Here is a 22673-nt window from a genome sequence, read left to right as displayed (position 1 = left end):
AATGTGCCATAGTTTTAGCTATAGTATTGGGTTAAATAAGACAGATATTAGAATGAGATTAAAAGCCTGTATTTAAATGAGGTGTGTGATTAGGCCATCTCTCAGTTTGGGCTCGAACCAGGTGCTTTTGGGAGGCATCACATTACCACTATCTGCTATATCAAAAAGTTGTTGAATCGTGACCGGATACAATGCAAAAGCCACTTTCATCTCCCCACTGTCTACCCGCTTTACTAACTCTTTTAATCCTCTTATACCTCCAACGAAATCGATTCTTTTATCGGTGCGTTGGTCTTTAATGCCGAGTATTTTATCAAGAATATTGTTAGATAGAATGGTTACATCAAGGATCCCAATCGGGTCTGTTGTATAAGTACCTTCCTTCGCTACCAATCTGTACCACTTGCCATCGAGATACATACTAAATTCATGTAGCATGGAAGGGGATTGCGGAAGATGCCCGATTTCTTCAACAGTAAAGTCGTAGTCGAGTTGCGAAAGAAAAGCAGGAATACTTAAGCCATTTAGGTCTTTAACCACCCTGTTATAGTCGAGGATGGCGAGTTGACTGGCTGGAAATATGGTTGTAAGAAAGTAGTTTGCCGGATCTTCGGCGCCTATAATTTTTCGGGTAGCCTGTAATTCTTTTTGTACAAGGCTGGCGGAAGCTGCACGATGATGGCCATCTGCAATATAGGTATGAGGCACTTTTTCATCAAACAAAATACTAATATCTTCTATGACGGAAGGGGCATCTACTACCCAAACCGTATGCTGGATATTATCATCTGCTATAAAGTCATAGACCGGACTATTGTGCTCCTGCCAGTGATCAATAAGTGCACTGATTTCGGGAACATCGTTGTAAGCAAGGAATACATTGCCGGTTTGAGCCTCGGTAGTTTTAATATGATTGATTCTGTCGAGCTCTTTATCAGGACGGGTAAATTCATGTTTTTTGATTCTCCCGTTATTATAGTCGGCAACCGAAGAAACAGCTACCAGACCGGTTTGTGCTCTTCCATCCATTACCAGTTTATAGATATAATATACAGGTTGAGAGTCCTGGATCAGGGTACGGTCTTTAATAAAGGTCCGTAGATTGGCCGCTGCACGGTCATAAACCTGTTGACTGTGAACATCTGTATCGGCAGGAAGATCTATTTCTGATTTGGAGATATGATAAAAAGAGTGGGGGTTGTTAGCTGCTGCTTCGCGGGCTTCATCAGAGCTGAGCACGTCGTATGGGCGGGAAGCGACTTGGGAAGCAAGTGCAGGATTGGGTCTTAATCCTTTGAAGGGTTTAATGATAGCCATAATGAACTAAGATGGGTGAGTAGTAAAAGTATAAAAAAAAATTACGAATTATGAAAGGGCGACTTTCATAATTCGTAATTTAATATACTTAGAAGGATATTAGGCCTTTTTCAGGGAGAAGTATTTCATGGCTTCAACCATTACTTCTACACTTTCATAAGGAAGTGCATTGTACATGGAAACGCGGAATCCTCCGGATAAACGGTGACCTTTTATACCTACAATATCTTCTTTTTTACAGAACTTGATAAACTCTTCTTCCATTTCTGGCTTATCCATGATAAAGCAGGCATTCATTTTACTACGATCTTCTTTTACCACTGTACCTCTGAATAGTGGGTTGTGGTCTATTTCGTCGTAAAGCAAAGCAGCTTTTTTATCATTTATTTTCTCGATAGCCGGAATACCTCCTTGTTCTTTTAACCAACGTAATGTGAGCATGGTAATATATACTGCAAAAACAGGAGGTGTATTCAGCATAGAACCGTTTTCGATATGGTTTCTATAATCAAGAATAGATGGTATTTTACGAGTTACTTTACCAAGCATACTTTTACGTACTGCTACCATAGTAGCACCGGCAGCTCCCATATTTTTTTGTACGCCGGCATAGATCAACGAGTATTTGTTGAAATCCATACTGCGACTTAAAATATCACTACTCATATCTGCTACTAATGGAATACTGCTCTCTGGAGTTGATTGCCACTGAGTACCATATATAGTATTATTGGTGGTAATGTGTAAGTAACTAGCCTGTTGAGGAATAGTGAATTGTTTTGGGATGTGGTTGTAGTTGCTTTCTTTGGAGCTTGCTATCACATCTGTATAGCCAAACAATTTTGCTTCTTTGATGGCTTTGCTAGACCATACTCCTGTGTCGATATACGCAGCGGTTTCACCATTTTCCAGCAAATTCATAGGAATTTGCATGAATTGCATAGTTGCACCACCTTGCAAAAAGAGCACTTCAAAGTCATCTTCCAGTTGCATCAGTTCCTTCACAAGGCTACGCGCCTCTTCCATTACCGCCATAAACGGTGCGGTTCTGTGACCAATTTCCAGTATAGACATTCCAGACCCTTCAAAGTCTATCAGCGCTTTACTGGCCTTGTACAATACCTCGTTAGGTAAGATAGAAGGACCTGCGTTAAAATTGTGCACCTTCATGTTGCGATTCAGATTAAATTCATTTTTTGATCTTTCCACTTTTTTTGGTTTTTCTAAGGAAACGGAAAAAAAACGGCACGGGCATAAAACCAGTGAGGCGTGTAGTGTAGGACAGGTTAAAAGATGGTATGGGCAAAGATAAAATATCTTTTCAAATTATTAAGGATTACCATAAATATTTTAGCTTCCACGCTTTATTCACCTGCAACAATCCAATATGCATCATTGTTGTGTGCCATTCATTTTTACCATCAGGGCTTTAGTATCTTCAATAATCCTATATCCAACACAGTTATACAAATCGTTTTATCATCGATGCTTTATTGTCTTCAATAATCCTATATCCAACGCAGTTACACAAATTTAATTTTGTCAACGAAGCTTTAGTGGCTTCAATAATTGTCTATCCAACACAGGCGCACAATTCGATATTACCATCAAAGCCTAATGATCTTCAATAATCCTCTATTAGCACAGTTTCACCAATCAGTATTACCCATCGAGCCTTATGATCTTCAACAATCCTCCATTAGCACAGTTTCACAAATTCAGTATTGGCATAGCGCTTTGGTATCTTCAATAATCCTCTATTAGCACAGTTTCACAAATTCAGTATTGGCATAGCGCTTTGGTATCTTCAACAATCCTCCATTAGCACAGTTTCACAAATTCAGTATTGGCATAGCGCTTTGGTATCTTCAACAATCCTCTATTAGCACAGTTTCGCAAATTAGTTTTGCCATCGAGCTTTAAGGCCTTCAATAATTGTCTATCCAACAGAGTTCCAGTGCCGTCAGAGTTTAGTCCTTACAACAATCAGATTGTAGCCAATATTACGATACTTGTACAACCAGCCCCTTGTTACCTGCAACGGTCTTCCATCCATCGTTGCTGCAATAAATCCAATTGTTGAACAGGTTCGGTTTCTGCAGTCGCTGACCCTAATAAACTCAAGGAAGGTTGACCAGCATTTACCCAGCAGGTATACCAGGCAGCCGCTACTGCAGCAATAGCATTTTTCATTTTTCTCTCCACCATTCCATTTAATAATTTGGAATATGAATTCGTGTATGCATTAGCGTAGGTTCTTATTAATTTACCATTCCTGTTTTCATAGGCAAATCGAGTGGCGGGTGGAAACTCTTGGCTCAGCTGCTTTTCAAGTGAAAGGACTGTATCTGCCTCTCTGCCACTTAATGAAATAATCTCCCAGATAAAGTTATCAGTTCTGGCTATATATGATGCCTTCCCTGCCCAGTAATCGAATTGCTGATCCGCCAGTTGTTCCGGAATGCTGGATTCCCACAATCCATGAATGCCATGTTGATTGGTAAGTTGCCCGTTATGATTAGAACAGGCATGAAGTGGTACATGAGCATCGGCCAGGTAATGCCCCAGTTCCGCGGAAAGCCTGAGTATCTTTTCCTTATCTTTTTCTTTAAATGCATTGGTCAGAAGTGCCAGCATTTTCCCCAGGTGCCAGGGCAGAATACCCATTTGGTTCAAAGAATCCATGCTATATTTTTCTACAGCATCTTTCCATAATCGTGGAATATTTTTATATGGGGGAGCATCCAGCAGATCTATATCTATAAAATGCCTGGCTCCTTCGGCGGCTACGGCATATCTGCGTTTATCGGGATCGGTAGCATGTTTACTGATATACTCAATACTGGGTTTGTATAACACCATCATTTCAGGTGGCAAACAATAAACAGCCAGGCGATTGATTCTTTCATGAGCGAAAAAGCCCCATGGATAAGTGATTGCAGGAATGATTAACAGAACAATTACTGCAATGCAGTAATATCGGAGTTGAACAAACATCTCATCATTTTTTGGGTAACAAACAAAAACATAAAGTAATCTGCGTAGTATTTTTACTACACAGATTACCCTGAATTAAATATTGGTAACGCCACCGCTAACAGCAAATTTCATTGCTTCTCCGGCTGAAATATCTGTAAGTGGTTTCACCTTATCTTTAGGTACCATAAATACCTTACCTGTAATAGCATAGGCATGTGGCACATATACAGCCATATATCCTTCCAGCCCAAAATTGCTGACATCCGTCTGGGTTATAAATCCCAACTCATAAACATCTACTCCATAGATTTGCACCAACACAGGATGATCGAATTTCTTCTTCTCACCAACAAATGCATCAAATACATCCTTAATTGAAGTATAGATATACTTAATAAACGGAGTTCTTTCCAGCAGATGATCAAACAAATCAAATATCCTTCCGATAATAAAGGAAGAACTGAGATAGCCTACCAATATGATTAATACCAGCACAATTACAAAGCCCACCCCTTTGTATCTGAGAAATCCATAGCCGGCATCTGTTGGAATAAGCTCTTTTGGAATAAGATTATCTATCGTAACAAATGCCCAGTACAAAGTCAGCGCTGTTATACCGATGGGTGCCAGTATAAGCAATCCCTGAAAGAAGTATCGCAGCAATCTTGATGCGAATACTTTAAATCTAAGTTTCGGCGACATGGTTCATAATTAGACCAGCAAAATTAGATAATAATAAGGAAGTGATCCCCGGATTTTTAATGGTTTATCATTAAAATAATTAAATGTTGCTACATATAAAAAAATATTACTGGAAACTTTGGAAGTTTGGAAAGTTTCCATAGTTTTGTTGTGCATAACGATAGGGTTATTGCGGTATAGCATATGGAAGTACAAGAACGCATAATGGATAAGGCTTTTGGCCTATTTCGTCAATTTGGTACACGTTCCATCACCATGGACGATATTGCCGAAAAGATGGGTATTTCAAAGAAAACTCTATATGCACACTTTACCGATAAAGACGATATGGTCACCCAAACCATCTCCAGATTTATCAGTATCATAACAGAAGAATGCTGGGCCGATAAAGAAAAATCAAAAGATGCAATTGAGGAACTCTTTCTCGTAATGGAAATGCTGGACAGAAGATTATTGAACATCAACCCGGTTATTCTTCTAGATCTGCAAAAATTCCATGCCAAAGCCTGGCAGGTATTTCTTGACTATCAAAATAATTTGCTTGCAACAATGATCCGCGAAAACCTGGAACGCGGTATCAGTGAAGGAGTGTACAGACCTGACCTGGATATTAAAGTACTAACACAATACCGCATACACGCCTGTATGATCACTTTTCAACCCGAAGTTTTCTCCGGTTCCTACGACATGAATAAAGTGCAGAAAGTTTTGTTGGAAAACTTCCTTTATGGAGTGGCCTCACTGAAAGGGTACCAGCTTATAGAAGCATATAAACAACTATCGCAAAACAAGTAAGGACATGAAATTATCAATCAAACGGCTCACCAGTTTCCTGCTGGTGGGAGCACTGCTAGTACTGGCGGTTAATACCAGTGCCCAACAGCAGCCAACTCCGGGGCCCATTAGTTTAACAGCCCAGGAAGCAGTAGAATATGCTCTCGCCAATCAAAGCGCTGTGAAAACTGCGAAACTGGATGAACTGATTCAACTAGCCAAAAATAAAGAAATAAGTGGCCTGGCACTTCCAGGAATCAATGGCTCCGGCTCTTATCAGTATAATCCAATCACACAAAAACAAATGTTCAACATGAGAAACTTTGGTATGCCCAAAGATTCTTTTACCGTTGTATCATTCCAGCTACCTCATAACCTGGTCGGAGAAGTCAGACTTACTCAGACCCTGTTCGACCCAAGCGTGCTGGTAGCCCTTCAGGCCCGTAAAACATTGGAAGACCTGGTTGCTAAAAATGTTACCAGAACTGAAATTGATGTAAAAGCCAATGTATACAAAGCCTATTATAATGTATTGTCGGCCAATAAAGCACTCACCATCCTTTCTGAGAATATTACTTCGCTCGAAAGAATTTTAACTGAAACAAAAGAGATCTATAAAAATGGGCTCGCAGAAAAATTGGACGTAGATCGACTCATCGTTCAATATACCAATCTGCAAACCGAGCAAACCAAACTCAGAAACCTGATAGAATTAGGTGTGGCTGCCCTGAAATATCAGATGGGTATGCCTTTGAAACAACAACTAACGCTTAAGGATACACTTTCAACAGCTCGTATTGTTGCCGATGTACTGGATATGGATAAATTCGATTATTCACAAAGAATCGAATATCAATTGCTTCAAACCCAAAAACAAGCCAACGAATACGATCTGAAAAGATACAAACTGAAAGGATTACCATCCTTACAATTATTCGCAAGTACCGGTGCATTAAGGGCCAGCGATAAATTCGACTACCTGCAATCTCAAATGTGGTACGGGTATGTAAACACCGGTTTAAATCTTTCTGTGCCAATATTTACAGGATTTCAGCGTAAACATCAGGTAGATCAGGCTTTCCTGGCGGTAAAGAAAAGTGAAGTAGCTATCGAAGATCTGAAACAAGGTATAGACGTTGAAAGAGAACAATCTGCTTCTACCTTCCGTAACAACGTGCTTACCCTGGAAGCACAGGAAAAAAATATGCAACTGGCGCAGGATGTATATCATACTACACAGATTAAATATAGAGAAGGAGTGGGATCCAGCCTGGAAATGACCACTGCTGAAAATGATCTTCTACTTGCACAGAATAATTACTTCACTGCTTTGTTTAATGCCATCGTAGCAAAAGTTGATTTACTGAAGGCATACGGCAAACTCTAACCATTTTAATCATCATTCATACTCATTATATGACTAATAGATATGCTTTACTGATTTCTGCTACTACGTTAATTTTCGCTGCCTGCGGTGGAGGTAACAACAAAGAGAAGAAAATGGCAGAATTACAAAAGTTAAAACAGGAAAAAGTAAAATATAATTCCGACATCGACCAAAAAATAGCAACGCTTGAAAAAGAGCTTGATATAAAAGAAGAAGTACGACTGAAAGATGTAACTGTTGCAGCTGTAAGAGATACTACCTTCCAACATTTTATTGATGTTCAGGGGAGCGTTGATGCCCGTGAAAACGTAAACGTTTCATCCCGCGCAGCTGGTGTAATTACTGCTATTTATGTAAAAGAAGGCCAGCAGGTGAGCCAGGGTCAAACGCTTGCCCAGGTTGATGATCAGTTACTGCGTGCAAGTATGGCCGAAGTACGTACTCAACTGGAATTGGCTAATACACTTTATGATAAGCAAAAGAACCTTTGGGCTCAAAAAATTGGTTCCGAGATTCAGTATCTCAATGCCAAAAATCAGAAGGAAAGCCTTGAAAAACGTTTAGCTACTTTACAGGATCAACAATCTCAATCCCGTATAGTTGCACCTATCAGCGGTACTGTAGATGCAGTAATCGCTAAAGTCGGCGATATCGCTTCTCCTGGTAATCCAACTTTCAGAGTAGTAAATGCGAATAACTTAAAAGTAACCGCAAATATTGCTGAAACATATGCCGGCCTTATTAAAGCAGGCGATGAAGTAGCTATTGCCTTCCCGGATATCAACCGCGAAATTCGCAGCAATGTAGGATTTGCTTCACGTACTATCGATCCCGTTAGTCGCACTATTAAAGTAGAAGTGCCACTGCGTTCCGATAATATGTTACGCCCTAATATGATAGCTCATATCAGAATCGTTGATTATACTGCTAAAAATGCAATCGTAATTCCTGTTAGTGTAATTCAGTATACTTCCGGAAAACCATATGTATTAGTGGCACAGCAAGATAAAGGCAAGATGGTGGCACAACGTAAAACCATCGAAATGGGACGTACATACAACGATAAAGCAGAAATCCGCGGTGGCTTGCAAGCCGGCGATCAGATCATCACTGCCGGATTCCAGGGATTGAACGACAATGACCTGATTAAATTGTAAAGCAACGCTGTGTTTTACACAGCAAAACTCTAGTGTATGCAAGACAACCTAAAGAAAGAATTTAAACCCACCAGTTGGGCCATCGATAATAAGATTAGCATCTATGTAGCTACTATTATTCTCGCCATCGCGGGTATATTTTCCTATATCAGATTGCCTAAAGAACAATTTCCTGAAGTAGTATTCCCTCAGTTTATCATCAATACCGTAAACGCAGGTACTTCTCCGGAAGATATGGAAACTACCATTACCAAACCGATTGAGAAACAACTGAATGGTATCTCTGGTGTAAAAAAATTGAAAAGCACCTCCATGCAGGACTTCTCTTCAATTATCATTGAGTTTAATGCCAATGAAGATATTGAAGCAGCAAGACAAAAGGTGCGTGAAAAAGTAGATGATGCCAAAAAGGACTTACCTCAGAATCTCACACAGGAACCTTCTATTATTAGAATAGATGTTTCGGAAATTCCGATTATGAACGTAAACCTGTCGGGCGATTTTGATCTGCAAACCCTGAAAAAGTATGCAGATGATATGAAAGACAGGATTGAAGGATTGAATGAAATTACCCGTGTAGACCTGGTAGGAGCGCTGGAAAGGGAAATACAAATCAATGTGGATAAGTATAAAATGGATGCTGCCAAAATTAGCTTTGAGGATATAATCATGGCTATTCAGGGAGAGAACATTACTATCTCAGGTGGTTTGGTGGCGATGGACGGACAAAAAAGAACGCTTAGTGTAAAAGGTGAATATAAAGACCCGGGAAAGATTGGTAACATCATTGTTCGTGGTCAGTCGGGTGCAGTTGTTTATCTTAAAGATGTTGCCAATGTAGTAGACGGATTCCTGGAGCAGGAGAGCTATGCACGTTTGGGAGGAAAAAATGTAATTACACTGAATGTAATTAAACAAAGTGGTAAAAACCTGATTGATGCTTCCGATAAAATACAGGCAATTAAGAAAGATATGCAGGAGCATTATTTTCCAAAGAGCCTGGAAATATCAATTACCGGAGACCAGTCTAAGTCGACCAGAGTTACCCTGCACGATCTGATTAATACTATTATCATTGGATTTGTGTTGGTAACAATCATTCTGATGTTTTTCATGGGAGCAGTAAATGCAATATTTGTTGCATTGTCTGTACCTATTTCCATGTTCATTGCCTTTTTGCTGATGCCGATGTTTGGTTTCACATTGAACATGATGGTGCTTTTCTCCTTCCTGCTGGCATTGGGAATTGTAGTGGATGATGCGATTGTGGTGATTGAAAATGTGCATCGTATTTACAATGAGCGGAAAGAATTAGGTATAGTAAAAGCAGCCAAGGTGGCGGCAGGAGAAGTGTTCTTACCTGTATTTTCCGGTACATTAACAGTATTGGCACCTTTCTTCCCATTATTGTTCTGGCCTGGAGTGATTGGTAAATTCATGTTCTATTTGCCGGTAACATTAATTACAACTTTAGGTGCTTCATTGATCGTTGCTTATATCATTAACCCGGTATTTGCAGTAGATTTTATGGATCAACATGAAGGAGAAGATCGTCCGAAACCGAAGTTCGACAAGAAGTTTAAAATACTTACAGCGGTTTTTGCATTGATTGCATTGATTGGTTATGCCAATGGAAGTATAGGTGTAGGTAATCTGGTTATATTTATTTATCTGCTGATTTTACTGGAACGTTTCTGGTTAGGAGGAGTGGCACGAAAATTCCAGAATACCTTATGGCCGAGAGTACAGGAGAGTTATAAACAGATACTTAAATGGTGCCTGGTGGGATGGCGTCCGGTATGGATTGTGATAGCGACATTCGGATTGCTGTTCTTCAGTATAATGCTAACGGCTATACGTAGTCCGAAGGTGGTGTTCTTTCCACAGGCAGATCCGAATTTCATTTATACTTATATAGAATTGCCAAATGGAACAGACCAGAAGTATACTGATTCAATCACTAAAATTATTGAGAAGCGTATTACCAATGTAGTAGGTGCTCATAACCCAATTGTAGAGTCTATCATTTCCAACGTTGCCAAAGGAGCCGGTGATCCTTCGCAGATGGATATGAGTGTACAACCTCAGAAAAGTAAGGTAACTGTAGCATTTGTTGAATTTGGAGCAAGACATGGAGAATCAACAGTACAGTATCTTGATAAGATCAGGCAGGCAGTTAAAGGAATTCCGGGAACTAATATTACTGTGGAGCAGGAGCAGGGTGGACCACCAACCGGAAAACCTATCAATATCGAAATCAGTGGAGATAATTTTGATGAACTGACGGCCGCTTCGTTTAATCTTAAGCGTTACCTGGATTCATTACATATTGCTGGAGTTGAAGAGTTGAAGAGTGACTTTGAAGCCAACAAGCCCGAAATAGTTGTAAACATAGATAGAGAGAGAGCAAATGCTCAGGGTATTTCAACCAGGCAGATTGGCGGAACATTACGTACTGCCTTATTTGGGGCGGAAGCTTCAAAGATAAGGGATGCGAATGATGAGTATAAGATAATGGTGAGATTGAAGGAAGATCAGAGGAATAATATCGACAACTTAATGAACTTAAATCTCGTATATAGAGATATGAATATGGGAGGAGTGATCAGGCAGGTTCCTTTATCGGCTGTAGCAGATATTCATTACTCCAATACCTATGCGGGGATTAAGCGTATAGATCAGAAACGTGTAATTACTTTGTATTCCAATGTGTTAACAGATTATAATGCCAATGAAGTAGTTCAGCATATTGAAGGTGCATTGAAGAACTTTACCCATCCACCATCAGTAACAATTAAAATGACAGGAGAGCAGGAAGATCAGATGGAAACAATGAACTTCCTATTAATGGCGATGTTGGGAGCATTTGGATTGATTTTGATGATTATGGTGACGCAATTCAACTCTGTTGGTCGTCCGTTAGTCATCTTTATGGAGATTGTGTTTAGTATCATAGGGGTATTCCTTGGTTTCTCCATCTTTAAGATGGATATCTCGATCGTAATGACTGGAGTAGGTATAATGGCATTGGCAGGGATAGTAGTTAGGAATGGAATTGTGTTGGTGGAATTCACAGATTTGTTGATACAGCAGAAAATGCCGGTGTATGAAGCAGTTGTGGAAGCTGGAAAGACACGTATGACTCCAGTAATTCTGACGGCGATTGCGGCAATATTAGGTTTGATACCATTGGCAGTAGGGTTGAATATAGATTTTGCGACATTGTTCAGCGAGTTTAATCCACATCTTTTCTTTGGAGGAGATAACGTAGCATTCTGGGGGCCGTTGGCGTGGACGATGGTGTATGGATTGGTGTTTGCAACATTCCTGACCCTGATATTGGTACCTGTGATGTATGCGATGAACAAGCGGTCTATAGATGTATTAGACAGATATAATTTGCCTAGAGGGTTGAAATACATACCATTTGTGGCATTGATCCTGAAGCTGTTTTTGAAGAAGGAAGAAGTACGTAAGATGCATGATCCGAAGTATGTGTCGAATCTGCCTTACAAATTCTTCCCGGAGCCGGAAGGAACTGAGGAGCATACGATTATGCGTAAAACAGTGGAGGGCATATCAGCGAATTAAATTTTTTTCAATACAGTGTAACAGTTGTAGGTTAACAGTCTCCGTCCTGAATCTTCAGGACGGATTTTTTTTGTATCTTGCATATGAAAACCTTTTTTTATCTTTATTAACAAATTTTAACATTTGCAATAGAGGCTAATTGAATACCCTTTATTACTTTTGATGCTACAGACAGTTGACACGTTACTAGCCATATACAGCCTTAGTCTTATATGCCATATGATAAAAATGAGGTAAAAAATTTCCGAAAAACAGTCTGATAGAAAACAGTTTAGGCCATTTCGCCTGTGATTATTATAGCAGTAAGTAGAAAGAAAAAAGAAATAGAACAATAATTATAGAACTGATATTAGAGGGATAACCGCCATTAATTATTAAAATAATATTGAAAAGATAGGCGCAAGATTGGAAGACCATGGAGTACGTAGCATCGTTAGCATATGCTAAAGAGAAGGACCAGGAGGATCCATTACATAAATTCAAAGAACAATTTTATTTTCCACAGCGTAACGGAAAGGCTGCTATTTATTTATGTGGCAACTCCCTGGGATTACAGCCAAAGAACGTAAAATCAGCAATAGAACAAGAGTTAATGGATTGGCAGCAATTTGCTGTTGAGGGGTATTGGGAAGCGAAGAACCCATGGTTATATTATCAACAATATTGTAGTAAGCCTTTAACAAATATATTAGGAGCAAGTCAGCAAGAGCTTTCAGTAATGAACACTTTAACGGTAAATCTTCATTTAATGATGATAAGTTTTTACCGTCCAAACAAACAGCGGTTTAAAGTGTTAATGGAGGCAGGAGCTTTTCCGAGTGACCAATATGCAGTAGAGACACAGGTTAAACTTCATGGTTTTGATCCGGCGCAAGCAATCATCGAAGTTTCTCCCCGACCTGGAGAGCATTTGATAAGATTAGAAGATATTTTGGAGATTATTAACCGAGAAAGTGATAGTTTAGCGCTAGTTTTATTTGGAGGTATAAATTACTATACCGGACAGTTATTTGATATAGCCGCTATTACAGATGCGGCGCATCGGGCAGGCGCATATGCAGGTTTTGACCTTGCGCACGTAGTAGGAAATATTCCAACATCCTTACATGACTGGGGCGTAGATTTTGCAGTTTGGTGCTCTTATAAGTATCTAAACGGTGGCCCTGGTGCAGTAGGAGGTGCCTTTGTTCATGAAAAGCATGCCAGCAACCGTGATTTTATACGTTTAGGTGGCTGGTGGGGAAATGACGAGAGTGCACGTTTTAAAATGGAGAAAGGGTTTGTGCCAAAAAAAGAAGCTGAAGGATGGCAACAAAGCACCGCTCAGGTGTTTAATATGGTTAGTCTGAAAGCATCCCTGGAATTATTTGAGGCAGCCGGTATCGGCGCTTTACGTAGCAAAAGCATTGGAATGACGAATTATCTTCTGTTCCTATTGCAACAGTTGAGTGGCATAAATTTCCAGATTATTACACCAGAAAATTGTAATGAAAGAGGCGCTCAATTATCTTTGTTCTTTCCAGACAGAGGTAAAGAAATACAACAACGAATGACCGATGCCGGTATAATCGTTGACTGGCGAGAGCCCGGGGTTATTAGGGTTTCACCGGTACCCATGTATAACTCCTATCAGGACGTATTTCATTTTTATGAAATCATAGCAAATATTGCTTCAAACGCTTAATCAAGTAAGATGAATTTTGAGAGAAACGAACGCCCCCGCAGGCCTTACTCTTCTGATACCAACAAAGAGAATGATCCCAATAAGGAGAAAGGCGATGACAAACCCAACTTAAATAACGAGCGGGAAGGCGGCAAACCCGACTACAACAGTGGTGGTTCCGAAGAAGGACGCACTGGTTACAATCGTGAAGGCGGATATCGTCCACGTGACTACAATCGTGATGGCGGTGGTGGCTATCGCGAGGGAGGCTATAACCGTGAAGGTGGTAGCAATTATCGTGACAGCTATAATAGCGGCGGAGGCTATGATCGCGGAGAACGCGGTGGCGGCGGCGGCTATAACCGTGGCGGCGGTGGGTACGACCGTGGCGGTGGCTACGATAACGGTGGCAGCAACTATGGTGGTGGTAACAACTATGATCGCGGTGAGCGCGGTGGTGGTTATGACCGTAGCGGTGGTGGCGGTTACAATCGCGGCGGCGGTGGTGGCGGCTATGATCGTGGCGACCGTAGCGGTGGCGGCGGTTATGATCGTGGAGACCGTAGCGGTGGCGGCGGTTATGATCGCGGCGGCAGCGGTGGTGGTGGTTACGATCGCGGCAGTGGCGGCGGTGGTGGTTACGATCGCGGCGGTGGCGGCGGTGGTTACAATCGCGGCGGTGGCGGCGGTGGTTATGATCGCGGCGGCGGTGGCGGTGGTTACGATCGCGGCGGTGGCGGCGGTGGTTACAATCGCGGCGGCGGCGGTGGTGGTTACAATCGCGGCGGTGGCGGCGGTGGTTACGATCGCGGCGGTGGCGGCGGTGGTTACAACCGTGGCGGCGGCGGTGGTGGATTTAATCGCGGCGGCGGACAAAGACCAGGTGGTCGTCCGGGTGGCAGAATGCAACGCTTTGAACCAAAACCAGATAATAAAATTTACTTTATCGCCCTGCTCCCTACAGCTGAGGTAGGTAAAGAAATCATAAAAATTAAACAGGAATTTGCTGAGCAATACGGCCCAATGTACGCATTGAAAGTATTGCCACATATTACCTTACAAGTACCTTTCACTGCTGATCCTGCCCTGGAAAAAGCATTCTGTGACGAACTCACCGAATTTGCTAAAACTCAGGCTCCTTTTGAAGTATCTCTGAAAGGTTTCGGTACATTCCCTAACAAGCAAAACAGAGTTCTATTCATCAACGTGGAAAAGAGCGAAACCATGGCTGCTATGCACCGTCAACTGATCAACTTCCTGCGTAAGGAATTTGGCTTCAGTACAATGCTGGCCCGCACCGGATTCACTCCTCACGTTACCGTGGCCTTCAAAGACCTCACTGATGACCAATTCAACAAAGCTTGGCCAGAATATGAGAACAAAGACTATGAGGCTACCTTTAAGGTAAATAACCTCTATTTCTTACGCCATAATGGTAAATCCTGGGAAGTACTTCAAAAATGTAAGTTAGGAGGCGCTTGATTATAGCCACTCCCTAAAATACCAAGAGGCTGTCTCAGAGATGAGGCAGCCTCTTTTGTGTAAGCATAGATCATTAAACCAATTAGATTTCTTCCTAAACTCTTCGAACGAATTTTCACTAATCAACCTAAACAATTATTCTTCAGTTCTTAACATAAAATCAAACAATTCAACCTAAAACAACTATTCAAAACCTCCCTGATTTACCTGATAATTCTTCCGGAACCCTTGATATCCGAAATAAGGGTTGCAGGCCCTTTAAAATGAATATCTCCACTTCCATGAATCTTAGCTGTCAGCTGTTCATTTACCACCACTCTGAAAGCTCCTGATCCATTGATGGTTAAATCTGCAAACTTGCAAGGCAAATCCCAGGCATCTACTCCTCCGCTTCCATTAATAGTGCTGTTGAATGTATTGGCACTTCCAGCAAGTGTTGTACTCCCACTTCCATTAATTGTAACAAACAGATTATCAACCTTTAAGGTTAAATCTGCCGTGGCACTACCGTCAAGCTGGTATTTGAAAAGAGTTGCCTGAAGTGTATCTCTGGTTGTAAGTTGTCCTGACCCTTTAAAAATCACCTCCTGGAAGAATGGATTGGAAAGATAAACCTTCAATGGTTTATGATTACGAAGTTGAACATTGCGCCTTATACGTATATATAAGCTATTGCCACTGATTCCTGTTTCTATTGCACCAATAACATTATCTTCTGCTTTAATCTCAATTTTCGGGCTGCTATTGGGGATTAATTCTACCTCAAATGGCCCCATAATTTCTACATCTGTAAAATTACCTACTGAACGTTGTTCTACAACAACATTTCCATTGCCTCGTATATAGTCTTTATGACAGCTAGAGAATAGGAAGAGGGCTACTGCACATAACCATATGCATCTAAAATTGGAGCTTACCAGTACTTGTTTCATATAACATATTTTTTTGGGAGTTATGGTTAGATGACGGTTCTGTTATGACTTACCCCTATGCCCCAAAAAAAATAAGCCGGCCGTACAGACGTACGGCACCGGCTTTCTGATTAACCCCTATGAAAACAAACTATTGCGCTTAATTAAAAATGAATTGATCTTTTAGTTTGAATCTAATCACACATTGTTCAAATTTCAATAACAGCTGTAGGTTCAGGTCAACTTCTGTTAATCGTTTTCAAACCGATATGCTTAAACGTTACTTATACTATAACGCTTATGCATATTAAAAATTCAATTCGTAATAAGAACTTGTTGCTATAGGTTTTGCAATTACGGTGCCACAATAAATGATAGCGGAACCATTTAACATATTTTTGAGGTTTTGGCACGTTTAGTCGTTCGTTTTATAACGAAATACGACCTACGAAACCGGGTAGGTATAAAACTAAAACGGGCCTGTATCAAGCGATACAGGCCCGTTCGGGAGCTTTAGGCTCTTAATATTCTTATCTTCTGTTTAATTTACTTAATAAACGAAGAATTTCGAGATACAGCCAAACCAGCGTTACCAACAATCCGAATGCTGAATACCACTCGAAGTATTTAGGGGCTCCCTGAGCAGCACCCTGTTCGATCATATCAAAGTCTAAAATCAGGTTTAATGCTGCAATAGCTACAACTACCAGAGAAAATCCAATTCCAATTAATCCACTGTCATAAATCATTGGCATCTGGAAGTTGAAAAATCTGAGTATGAATGCAATCAGGTAAAATACTGCGATACCCATGGTGGCAGTTATTACGATTGATTTAAAACGCTCAGTTGCACGGATAACACCTGTACGGTACAATACCAGCATAGCTATAAAGGTTCCAAAGGTTAAGCCTACCGCCTGAAGTACGATGCCATGAAATTTAGCTTCGAAAATAGCTGATATAGCTCCCAGGAATAAACCTTCTGCTAAAGCATATGCAGGTGCCAGAAATCCTGACCATTCTTTTTTAAAGATAATAACCAGTGCCAGTACAAATCCACCGATTGCTCCACCAATTGCCAATGGTAATACGCTGGTTTCATCTACCAGAAATCTGCCCCAGGAAAATACAGCTGAAGCTATTACCATCGCTAATAAAAAAGCCATTTTTCCAATAGTACCTTTGACAGTCATTGTTTCGCCCACAATATGCGGCGCTTTGTCGAAAATACTAGGTTTCAGTACAGGGTTGTTCGATTGAAATAGTGCCATAAGAATAATTAAAATTTTATGGTTAAAAATACATTTAGATTTAATACAAGAGTAAAACTCCTCTTGTGTTTGCTGTAAAAATACGGTTTTCTAATTAATAACTTTGAGTTATAACCCATAACAAGAAGTAATGAGAAAGCCGGTTTCTATTTATAATAGTCTACCAAAGTTGTGTACTTTTGTAGAGGTCGACAGGCCTAATTCAAATGGAATTGGATTACTACCTGCCGATTACCTAAATTTACACTTTCAAACGATTAATTAAAAGAATAATAGATGCCTAATACTTCGATTCAACAACTGGAGGATGTAGTGATCAAATTTGCAGGCGACAGTGGAGACGGAATGCAGTTGACAGGTACCCAGTTTTCTAATAATACGGCTTTAGTGGGCAATGACTTGAGCACCTTCCCTGATTTCCCTGCCGAAATACGCGCCCCGATAGGTACTTTGCCAGGCGTGAGTGGTTTCCAGTTACACTTTTCTTCCAATAGAATTTTTACTCCCGGTGATGCCTGCGATGTGTTGGTAGCAATGAATGCCGCTGCCCTGAAGGCCAACCTGAAAGGATTAAAAAAAGGTGGAATAATCCTCGCAAATACAGATGGTTTTGATGCTAAAAACCTGAGACTGGCCAATTACCCGGATGGTATCAACCCACTGGAAGATGGTTCCCTGGCCTCTTACCAGGTACATACCATGGATGTTACCAAAATGACCAGAGAAGCCTTAAAGGATACCACTTTAGGGATGAAGGAAAAAGATAGGGCCAAGAATATGTTTGTTCTCGGATTCCTATACTGGCTGTACGACCGTAATATGGAAAGTACAGAAAACTTCCTGCGTGATAAGTTTAGCAAAAAACCTGAAATCCTCGATAGTAACCTGAAAGTTTTGCATGCAGGCTACAACTTCGCTGAAACCGTTGAAGCATTTTCAACCCGTTTCAGAGTTGAAAAAGCTCGTATGGAACCAGGAACCTACCGTAGCATTACCGGAAATACGGCTTTGTCTTACGGTCTGGTAGCTGCTTCCCAGAAAGCTAACCTCCCATTATTCCTGGGAACTTATCCTATTACTCCGGCTTCTGATATACTCCATGAATTAAGTAAACTGAAGAACTTCGGTATACGCACCTTCCAGGCGGAAGACGAAATTGCTGGTATTACTTCCGCAATTGGCGCTTCATATGGCGGACATATGGGGATTACAACTACCTCCGGCCCTGGTGTGGCACTGAAAGGTGAAGCAATGGGACTGGCTGTAATGCTGGAAATTCCTTTGTTAATAATTGATATTCAACGTGGTGGACCATCAACCGGTTTGCCTACCAAAACTGAGCAGTCAGACTTATTACAGGCATATTATGGTAGAAATGGTGAATGTCCGATGCCTGTGATTTCTGCATCTACGCCAGCCGACTGTTTTGACGCTATTTTTGAAGCCTTCAAAATTTCGGTTCAGCATATGACACCGGTTATTTTCTTAAGCGATGGTTATATTGCCAATGGTGCAGAACCTTGGAGATTCCCACAATCTGCAGATCTGCCTGAAATTAAAGTGAAGTTTAAGAAAGAGCTGGCAGAAGGTGAGGAGCAATTCCTGCCATACCACCGCGACGAAAACCTTGTTCGACCATGGGCTGTACCTGGTACTCCGGGCTTAGAACACAGAATTGGTGGTCTGGAAAAGCAAAATATTACCGGTAATGTTAGCTATGATCCTGAAAATCATCAGTTAATGGTGAAAATCCGTCAGGAGAAGGTAGATAAGATTGCTGATCATATTCCTTTGCAGAAGATCGAATTAGGTCCTGAAAAAGGAAAAATCCTCGTATTAGGCTGGGGTTCTACTTATGGTGCGATTAAAAGTGCGGTTCTGGAACTGATTGCTGAAGGCCATGAAGTGGCACATGCACATCTGAGACATCTGCGCCCATTCCCTAAAAACCTGGGTGAAATCCTCCATAGCTATGACCAGGTGCTTATTCCAGAAATTAATAATGGCCAGCTTATCAAAATTATCCGTGATCAATATCTGATAGATGCTAAAGGATATAATAAGATTATGGGTGTACCTATTACCAAAGGTGAACTGGTAACAAAAATAAAGGAAATGCTGGCCTAGCTTATAACCAGCTCAACATATCTAATTTTTGCACAATAAAAAATCCTGTCAATCGTGGCAGGATTTTTTGTATTTTCCTATATGGGAAGATATTACAGCTACTCTCCCCAATTTTTTGGTTGTTTAAGCATATAGGTATGAACAGTTATTTTCGAGTATTCCTTACCATTGTTGCAATAGCTGTAGGAAGTTTACAGATCGCGTTAGCCCAGACAAATACCTTTGAAGTACGGGTAGCTAATCGTGCTGTAGGCACTATAGAGGCTAACAGAAAGCAAAATGGGCCATCTAAAAGTATTATTATCAAAACACGTATTCAGGTTATGCTATCGAAGATCTACAGCGATATCATCAATGAATACAGCAACAACATTCTTACTGTTGCCAAATCATCACGTATCTCCGGAAAAAGTGGGGAAGACAAAAGAACCACAACCAGCCGTAACACTAAAGACTATACGGTTGTCATGAATGGAGAGAAATCGTTACTGGCAGAAGCGGAGATCGTATCCTGCGTAGCCGATCTGTACTTTGCTGAACCCAAGCAGGTTACCCGTGTGTTTTCTGAAACACTGGGGCGTTTTCTACCTGTGAAGCCGTTAGGGGATGGACTATATGAACTTTCTTTACCTGAAGGGAAAAAGAATGTTTATAAGTATGAAAACGGAGTTCTGGTTCAGGTAGAAGTAAATCATTCTTTTGGGAAAGCTGTTTTTGTGAAAACAAGTTAGCTATCCTTATAACAAAACAGGACCGACAATTATGTCAGTCCTGTTTCAAAATTGTATAATTCTTTATACAGTTTGTTCAATAATTTGACCAGTAGTTTTGTCTTTAAGGATCAGTTTCCTGGCTCCGAAATGTGTCATTTCTTCTTTCACCAGATAGTATTGATCATTATATTCGGTAAGGGTCTTGTGTTTAGACAAGCCTTCCTGACCGCGCCAGATGTCTAGCTTTACTGGTTCCCATTGTTTACTGGCTGCGCTTTTATAGGCAGCATCAAGAATTGCGTTAACAACATATCCATCATAGAAAGTTTCACGAGCCTCAGTTCCTTTTTCCATGGCGTTGAACATATCTGTGAACATATGATTATATCCCAGCTCATTGAGTTCATCACCTACAGGGAATAACCAGCCGGAGTTACTTTCTGCTTTTTCAGCTACATAATCGGCACCCTTACCAGTGGTAAACATATCGAAACCTGTACGGAGGAAGCTATTCAGCCAGATAGTACCTTCACTTCCCATTACTTCATCTCTGAGATCCAGTCCGCCTCTGAACGTCCAGCTCACCTCAAACTGACCGATAGCACCGTTTTCATATTTTACCAGACCAATAGCATGGTCTTCTGCATCAATTGGTTTTACCTGGGTATCAGCCCAGCACATTACTTCAATTGGTTTGATATCCTTACCAATGAAGCTGCGGCCGATTTCAACACAGTGGCAACCTAAGTCGAGGATACAGCCACCACCTGCCTGTTCCTTATCCCAAAACCATTCGCTATGCGGGCCAGGGTGAGTTTCTCTTGATTTAGCCCACAGAATACGGCCTAAAGCGCCATCCTTCACACTTTGTAATGCTTTGATGAATTTAGGAGTATATACCAGGTCTTCCAGGTATCCGTGAAAGATTCCGGCTTTCTCTACGGCTTCCAGCATACGTTTAGCTTCTTCGGCATTACGACCTAAAGGCTTGGTACAGATCACCGCTTTTTTATGTTTACAGCAAAGGTTTACTGCAGCTTCATGTAAATTGTTAGGCAATGAAATACATACTACATCAACGTCCTGACGAGCAATTGCGGCTTCCATATCGGTAGTCTGGAATGCTACTTTGTAGTCGTCAGCAAATTTTTTTGCGCTTTCATCACGTCGGGAATATACACTAACTATCGTATCGCGGCTTCTTTGGCCGATGATGGAATCGGCATAGAAGCGAGCAATAAAGCCAGAACCAAGCATTGCTATGTTTGCCATAAAACTTTGATTTAGCACCCTGCAACGATAGGTGCGTTGCAGGGCTCGAAATGAAGAGATTATTTGTTATTGTCTTTGAAGAAAATCATAAACAGTACTAATACTACAGCTGCAATACCGGCAGGTATCAACCAGATGCTGTGCCAGTCGTGAGATGTTGCACTGGTTTTATACGCATTTACGATTGGTCCTGAAATGAGGAAACCAATCAACATACCTACTCCATAAGTGGCAAGCGTTACAAAACCTTGCGCAGAACTTTTAAATTCTTCGCCGGCAACCTTATCAGTATAAATTTGTCCGGTTACAAAGAAGAAGTCATAGCATATACCATGTAACAGAATACCAACTATCAGCATCCAGTAATTTCCATCTACGTTTCCATTTGCAAACAGGAAATACCTGATTACCCATGCAGCCATTCCGAGTGCCAGCATTTTCTTCACACCTAAACGGGCAAAGAATAAAGGCATTACGAGCATAAACAGGAATTCAGACATCTGACCCATAGATTGCTTACCGGCTGCTGCTTCCATACCAATTTCGTTGAGGAAAGGATTGGTGAAATTATAGTAGAAGGCCAGAGGGATACAGATCGCAACAGATGCGAGGAAGAACAGTAAATATGATCTGTTTTTCAGCATGCGGATGGCATCGAGACCCAGAATTTCTCTTACAGAAATCTTGGTTCCTTTCTTTGCAGGAGGAGTTTTAGGTAGTGAAAAACTAAATAATCCTAACAGCAAAGATGCCATAGCGGCCATTTTGAAGGTAAGATCCAGAGAATTGGTTTTCTCCCACTTTAACCATCCGATAAGTAAACCTGCAAGGATCCAACCAATGGTACCAAATACGCGGATAAATGAAAACTCCTTACTCGGATCATTCATCTGCCTGAAGGAAATTGAGTTTACCAGCGCAAGTGTTGGCATGTACAATACCATGTACCAAAGTACTGCCGGGTAGAAAGTCGCAAACTCAGTGAGCCCGGACATCAACCATAATAATGCAGCACCAATGAGGTGAATAATACCGAGAATGTTTTGGGCCGAGAAAAATCTATCGGCAATAATTCCTACAATAAATGGTGCAATCACAGCACCGATAGACTGAGTAAGAAAAGCTACCCCAACTTCTGTATCGGAAGCATGGAGGTTTTTCAGAACAAAGGTACCCAGTGTCACAAACCATGCTCCCCAAATAAAGAATTCGAGGAACATCATAAACGAGAGCTGTACCCTAACAGTTGATTTCATACGACGATATGTATTTTTGAAACTTTATGAACCGCTTAAGATAATAAATTTTGGAATCTACAAATGAAATT

General features: G+C 40.9%; 16 protein-coding genes. 8 read left to right on the top strand and 8 right to left on the bottom strand.

What is annotated here, in order from left to right; genetic code table 11:
• Positions 1-72 precede the first annotated feature (72 nt).
• The 4 genes from DVR12_RS08355 to DVR12_RS08340 all read right to left on the bottom strand — a co-directional run bounded on the left by DVR12_RS08355 (position 73) and on the right by DVR12_RS08340 (position 4998).
• Positions 73-1317 (bottom strand): DUF1015 domain-containing protein, encoded by a 1245-nt coding sequence (locus DVR12_RS08355; protein ID WP_116975217.1) that lies wholly within the window; start codon positions 1315-1317, stop codon positions 73-75.
• Between the two features lie 99 nt (positions 1318-1416).
• Positions 1417-2526, bottom strand: coding sequence for a 3-phosphoserine/phosphohydroxythreonine transaminase (serC, locus tag DVR12_RS08350; protein ID WP_233522210.1), 1110 nt, complete (start codon positions 2524-2526; stop codon positions 1417-1419).
• Between the two features lie 822 nt (positions 2527-3348).
• Positions 3349-4314: a zinc dependent phospholipase C family protein gene (locus DVR12_RS08345; protein ID WP_116975215.1), complete on the bottom strand. Its 966-nt coding sequence runs from the start codon at positions 4312-4314 to the stop codon at positions 3349-3351.
• Between the two features lie 75 nt (positions 4315-4389).
• Entirely contained in the window at positions 4390-4998 is a 609-nt protein-coding gene (locus DVR12_RS08340; protein WP_116975214.1) for a DUF502 domain-containing protein, read from the bottom strand.
• Positions 4999-5181: 183 nt separating this feature from the next.
• On the opposite strand from DVR12_RS08340, the gene DVR12_RS08335 reads away from it, so the two are divergent.
• From DVR12_RS08335 to DVR12_RS28000, 6 genes are all read left to right on the top strand, one after another.
• A complete protein-coding gene (locus DVR12_RS08335) occupies positions 5182-5793 on the top strand; it encodes a TetR/AcrR family transcriptional regulator (protein WP_116975213.1) in 612 nt (203 codons plus the stop codon).
• A gap of 4 nt (positions 5794-5797) precedes the next feature.
• Positions 5798-7159, top strand: coding sequence for a TolC family protein (locus DVR12_RS08330; RefSeq protein ID WP_116975212.1), 1362 nt, complete (start codon positions 5798-5800; stop codon positions 7157-7159).
• A 29-nt stretch (positions 7160-7188) separates the two neighbouring features.
• The gene (locus DVR12_RS08325; RefSeq protein ID WP_116975211.1) at positions 7189-8316 is read left to right on the top strand and encodes an efflux RND transporter periplasmic adaptor subunit; all 1128 of its coding nucleotides are present in this window, start codon (positions 7189-7191) and stop codon (positions 8314-8316) included.
• 36 nt (positions 8317-8352) lie between these two features.
• The gene (locus tag DVR12_RS08320; protein ID WP_116975210.1) at positions 8353-11907 is read left to right on the top strand and encodes an efflux RND transporter permease subunit; all 3555 of its coding nucleotides are present in this window, start codon (positions 8353-8355) and stop codon (positions 11905-11907) included.
• Positions 11908-12322: 415 nt separating this feature from the next.
• On the top strand, positions 12323-13591 hold the full coding sequence (gene kynU / locus DVR12_RS08315; RefSeq protein WP_116975209.1) for a kynureninase: 1269 nt from the start codon (positions 12323-12325) through the stop codon (positions 13589-13591).
• Between the two features lie 9 nt (positions 13592-13600).
• The gene (locus tag DVR12_RS28000) at positions 13601-15052 is read left to right on the top strand and encodes a 2'-5' RNA ligase family protein (protein ID WP_262511919.1); all 1452 of its coding nucleotides are present in this window, start codon (positions 13601-13603) and stop codon (positions 15050-15052) included.
• 203 nt (positions 15053-15255) lie between these two features.
• Here the strand turns inward: DVR12_RS28000 and DVR12_RS08300 are convergent, their stop codons facing one another.
• Entirely contained in the window at positions 15256-15984 is a 729-nt protein-coding gene (locus tag DVR12_RS08300; RefSeq protein WP_116975208.1) for a head GIN domain-containing protein, read from the bottom strand.
• A 509-nt stretch (positions 15985-16493) separates the two neighbouring features.
• The gene (locus DVR12_RS08295; RefSeq protein ID WP_116975207.1) at positions 16494-17234 is read right to left on the bottom strand and encodes a Bax inhibitor-1/YccA family protein; all 741 of its coding nucleotides are present in this window, start codon (positions 17232-17234) and stop codon (positions 16494-16496) included.
• Positions 17235-17510: 276 nt separating this feature from the next.
• Between DVR12_RS08295 and DVR12_RS08290 the strand changes: the two genes are divergently transcribed.
• Both DVR12_RS08290 and DVR12_RS08285 read left to right on the top strand, forming a co-directional pair.
• Positions 17511-19361: a 2-oxoacid:acceptor oxidoreductase subunit alpha gene (locus DVR12_RS08290; RefSeq protein ID WP_116975206.1), complete on the top strand. Its 1851-nt coding sequence runs from the start codon at positions 17511-17513 to the stop codon at positions 19359-19361.
• A gap of 137 nt (positions 19362-19498) precedes the next feature.
• A complete protein-coding gene (locus DVR12_RS08285; protein ID WP_116975205.1) occupies positions 19499-20092 on the top strand; it encodes a DUF6134 family protein in 594 nt (197 codons plus the stop codon).
• A 63-nt stretch (positions 20093-20155) separates the two neighbouring features.
• Here DVR12_RS08285 and DVR12_RS08280 read toward each other — a convergent pair whose 3' ends face one another.
• Both DVR12_RS08280 and DVR12_RS08275 read right to left on the bottom strand, forming a co-directional pair.
• Positions 20156-21346 carry a Gfo/Idh/MocA family protein gene (locus DVR12_RS08280; RefSeq protein WP_116975204.1) on the bottom strand — a complete coding sequence of 397 codons (1191 nt, stop codon included), beginning with the start codon at positions 21344-21346 and terminating at the stop codon, positions 20156-20158.
• A gap of 59 nt (positions 21347-21405) precedes the next feature.
• Positions 21406-22602, bottom strand: coding sequence for a nucleoside permease (locus DVR12_RS08275; protein WP_116975203.1), 1197 nt, complete (start codon positions 22600-22602; stop codon positions 21406-21408).
• Positions 22603-22673: the final 71 nt, after the last annotated feature.

It is taken from the genome of Chitinophaga silvatica (genome assembly GCF_003419895.1).
Lineage (GTDB): Bacteria > Bacteroidota > Bacteroidia > Chitinophagales > Chitinophagaceae > Chitinophaga > Chitinophaga silvatica.
The sequence above is the reverse complement of the archived record's forward strand: the minus strand, read 5'-3'. Positions and strand labels throughout refer to the sequence as shown.

What these genes read in the sequence shown, in the direction of transcription:
- DVR12_RS08285 (WP_116975205.1), top strand. Translation starts at nt 19,499, where the DNA reads ATGAACAGTTATTTTCGAGTATTCCTTACCATTGTTGCAATAGCTGTA.
- DVR12_RS08340 (WP_116975214.1), bottom strand. Translation starts at nt 4,998, where the DNA reads ATGTCGCCGAAACTTAGATTTAAAGTATTCGCATCAAGATTGCTGCGA.
- kynU (WP_116975209.1), top strand. Translation starts at nt 12,323, where the DNA reads ATGGAGTACGTAGCATCGTTAGCATATGCTAAAGAGAAGGACCAGGAG.
- DVR12_RS08325 (WP_116975211.1), top strand. Translation starts at nt 7,189, where the DNA reads ATGACTAATAGATATGCTTTACTGATTTCTGCTACTACGTTAATTTTC.
- DVR12_RS28000 (WP_262511919.1), top strand. Translation starts at nt 13,601, where the DNA reads ATGAATTTTGAGAGAAACGAACGCCCCCGCAGGCCTTACTCTTCTGAT.
- DVR12_RS08330 (WP_116975212.1), top strand. Translation starts at nt 5,798, where the DNA reads ATGAAATTATCAATCAAACGGCTCACCAGTTTCCTGCTGGTGGGAGCA.
- DVR12_RS08320 (WP_116975210.1), top strand. Translation starts at nt 8,353, where the DNA reads ATGCAAGACAACCTAAAGAAAGAATTTAAACCCACCAGTTGGGCCATC.
- DVR12_RS08280 (WP_116975204.1), bottom strand. Translation starts at nt 21,346, where the DNA reads ATGGCAAACATAGCAATGCTTGGTTCTGGCTTTATTGCTCGCTTCTAT.
- DVR12_RS08355 (WP_116975217.1), bottom strand. Translation starts at nt 1,317, where the DNA reads ATGGCTATCATTAAACCCTTCAAAGGATTAAGACCCAATCCTGCACTT.
- DVR12_RS08345 (WP_116975215.1), bottom strand. Translation starts at nt 4,314, where the DNA reads ATGTTTGTTCAACTCCGATATTACTGCATTGCAGTAATTGTTCTGTTA.
- DVR12_RS08300 (WP_116975208.1), bottom strand. Translation starts at nt 15,984, where the DNA reads ATGAAACAAGTACTGGTAAGCTCCAATTTTAGATGCATATGGTTATGT.
- DVR12_RS08295 (WP_116975207.1), bottom strand. Translation starts at nt 17,234, where the DNA reads ATGGCACTATTTCAATCGAACAACCCTGTACTGAAACCTAGTATTTTC.
- DVR12_RS08275 (WP_116975203.1), bottom strand. Translation starts at nt 22,602, where the DNA reads ATGAAATCAACTGTTAGGGTACAGCTCTCGTTTATGATGTTCCTCGAA.
- DVR12_RS08335 (WP_116975213.1), top strand. Translation starts at nt 5,182, where the DNA reads ATGGAAGTACAAGAACGCATAATGGATAAGGCTTTTGGCCTATTTCGT.
- DVR12_RS08290 (WP_116975206.1), top strand. Translation starts at nt 17,511, where the DNA reads ATGCCTAATACTTCGATTCAACAACTGGAGGATGTAGTGATCAAATTT.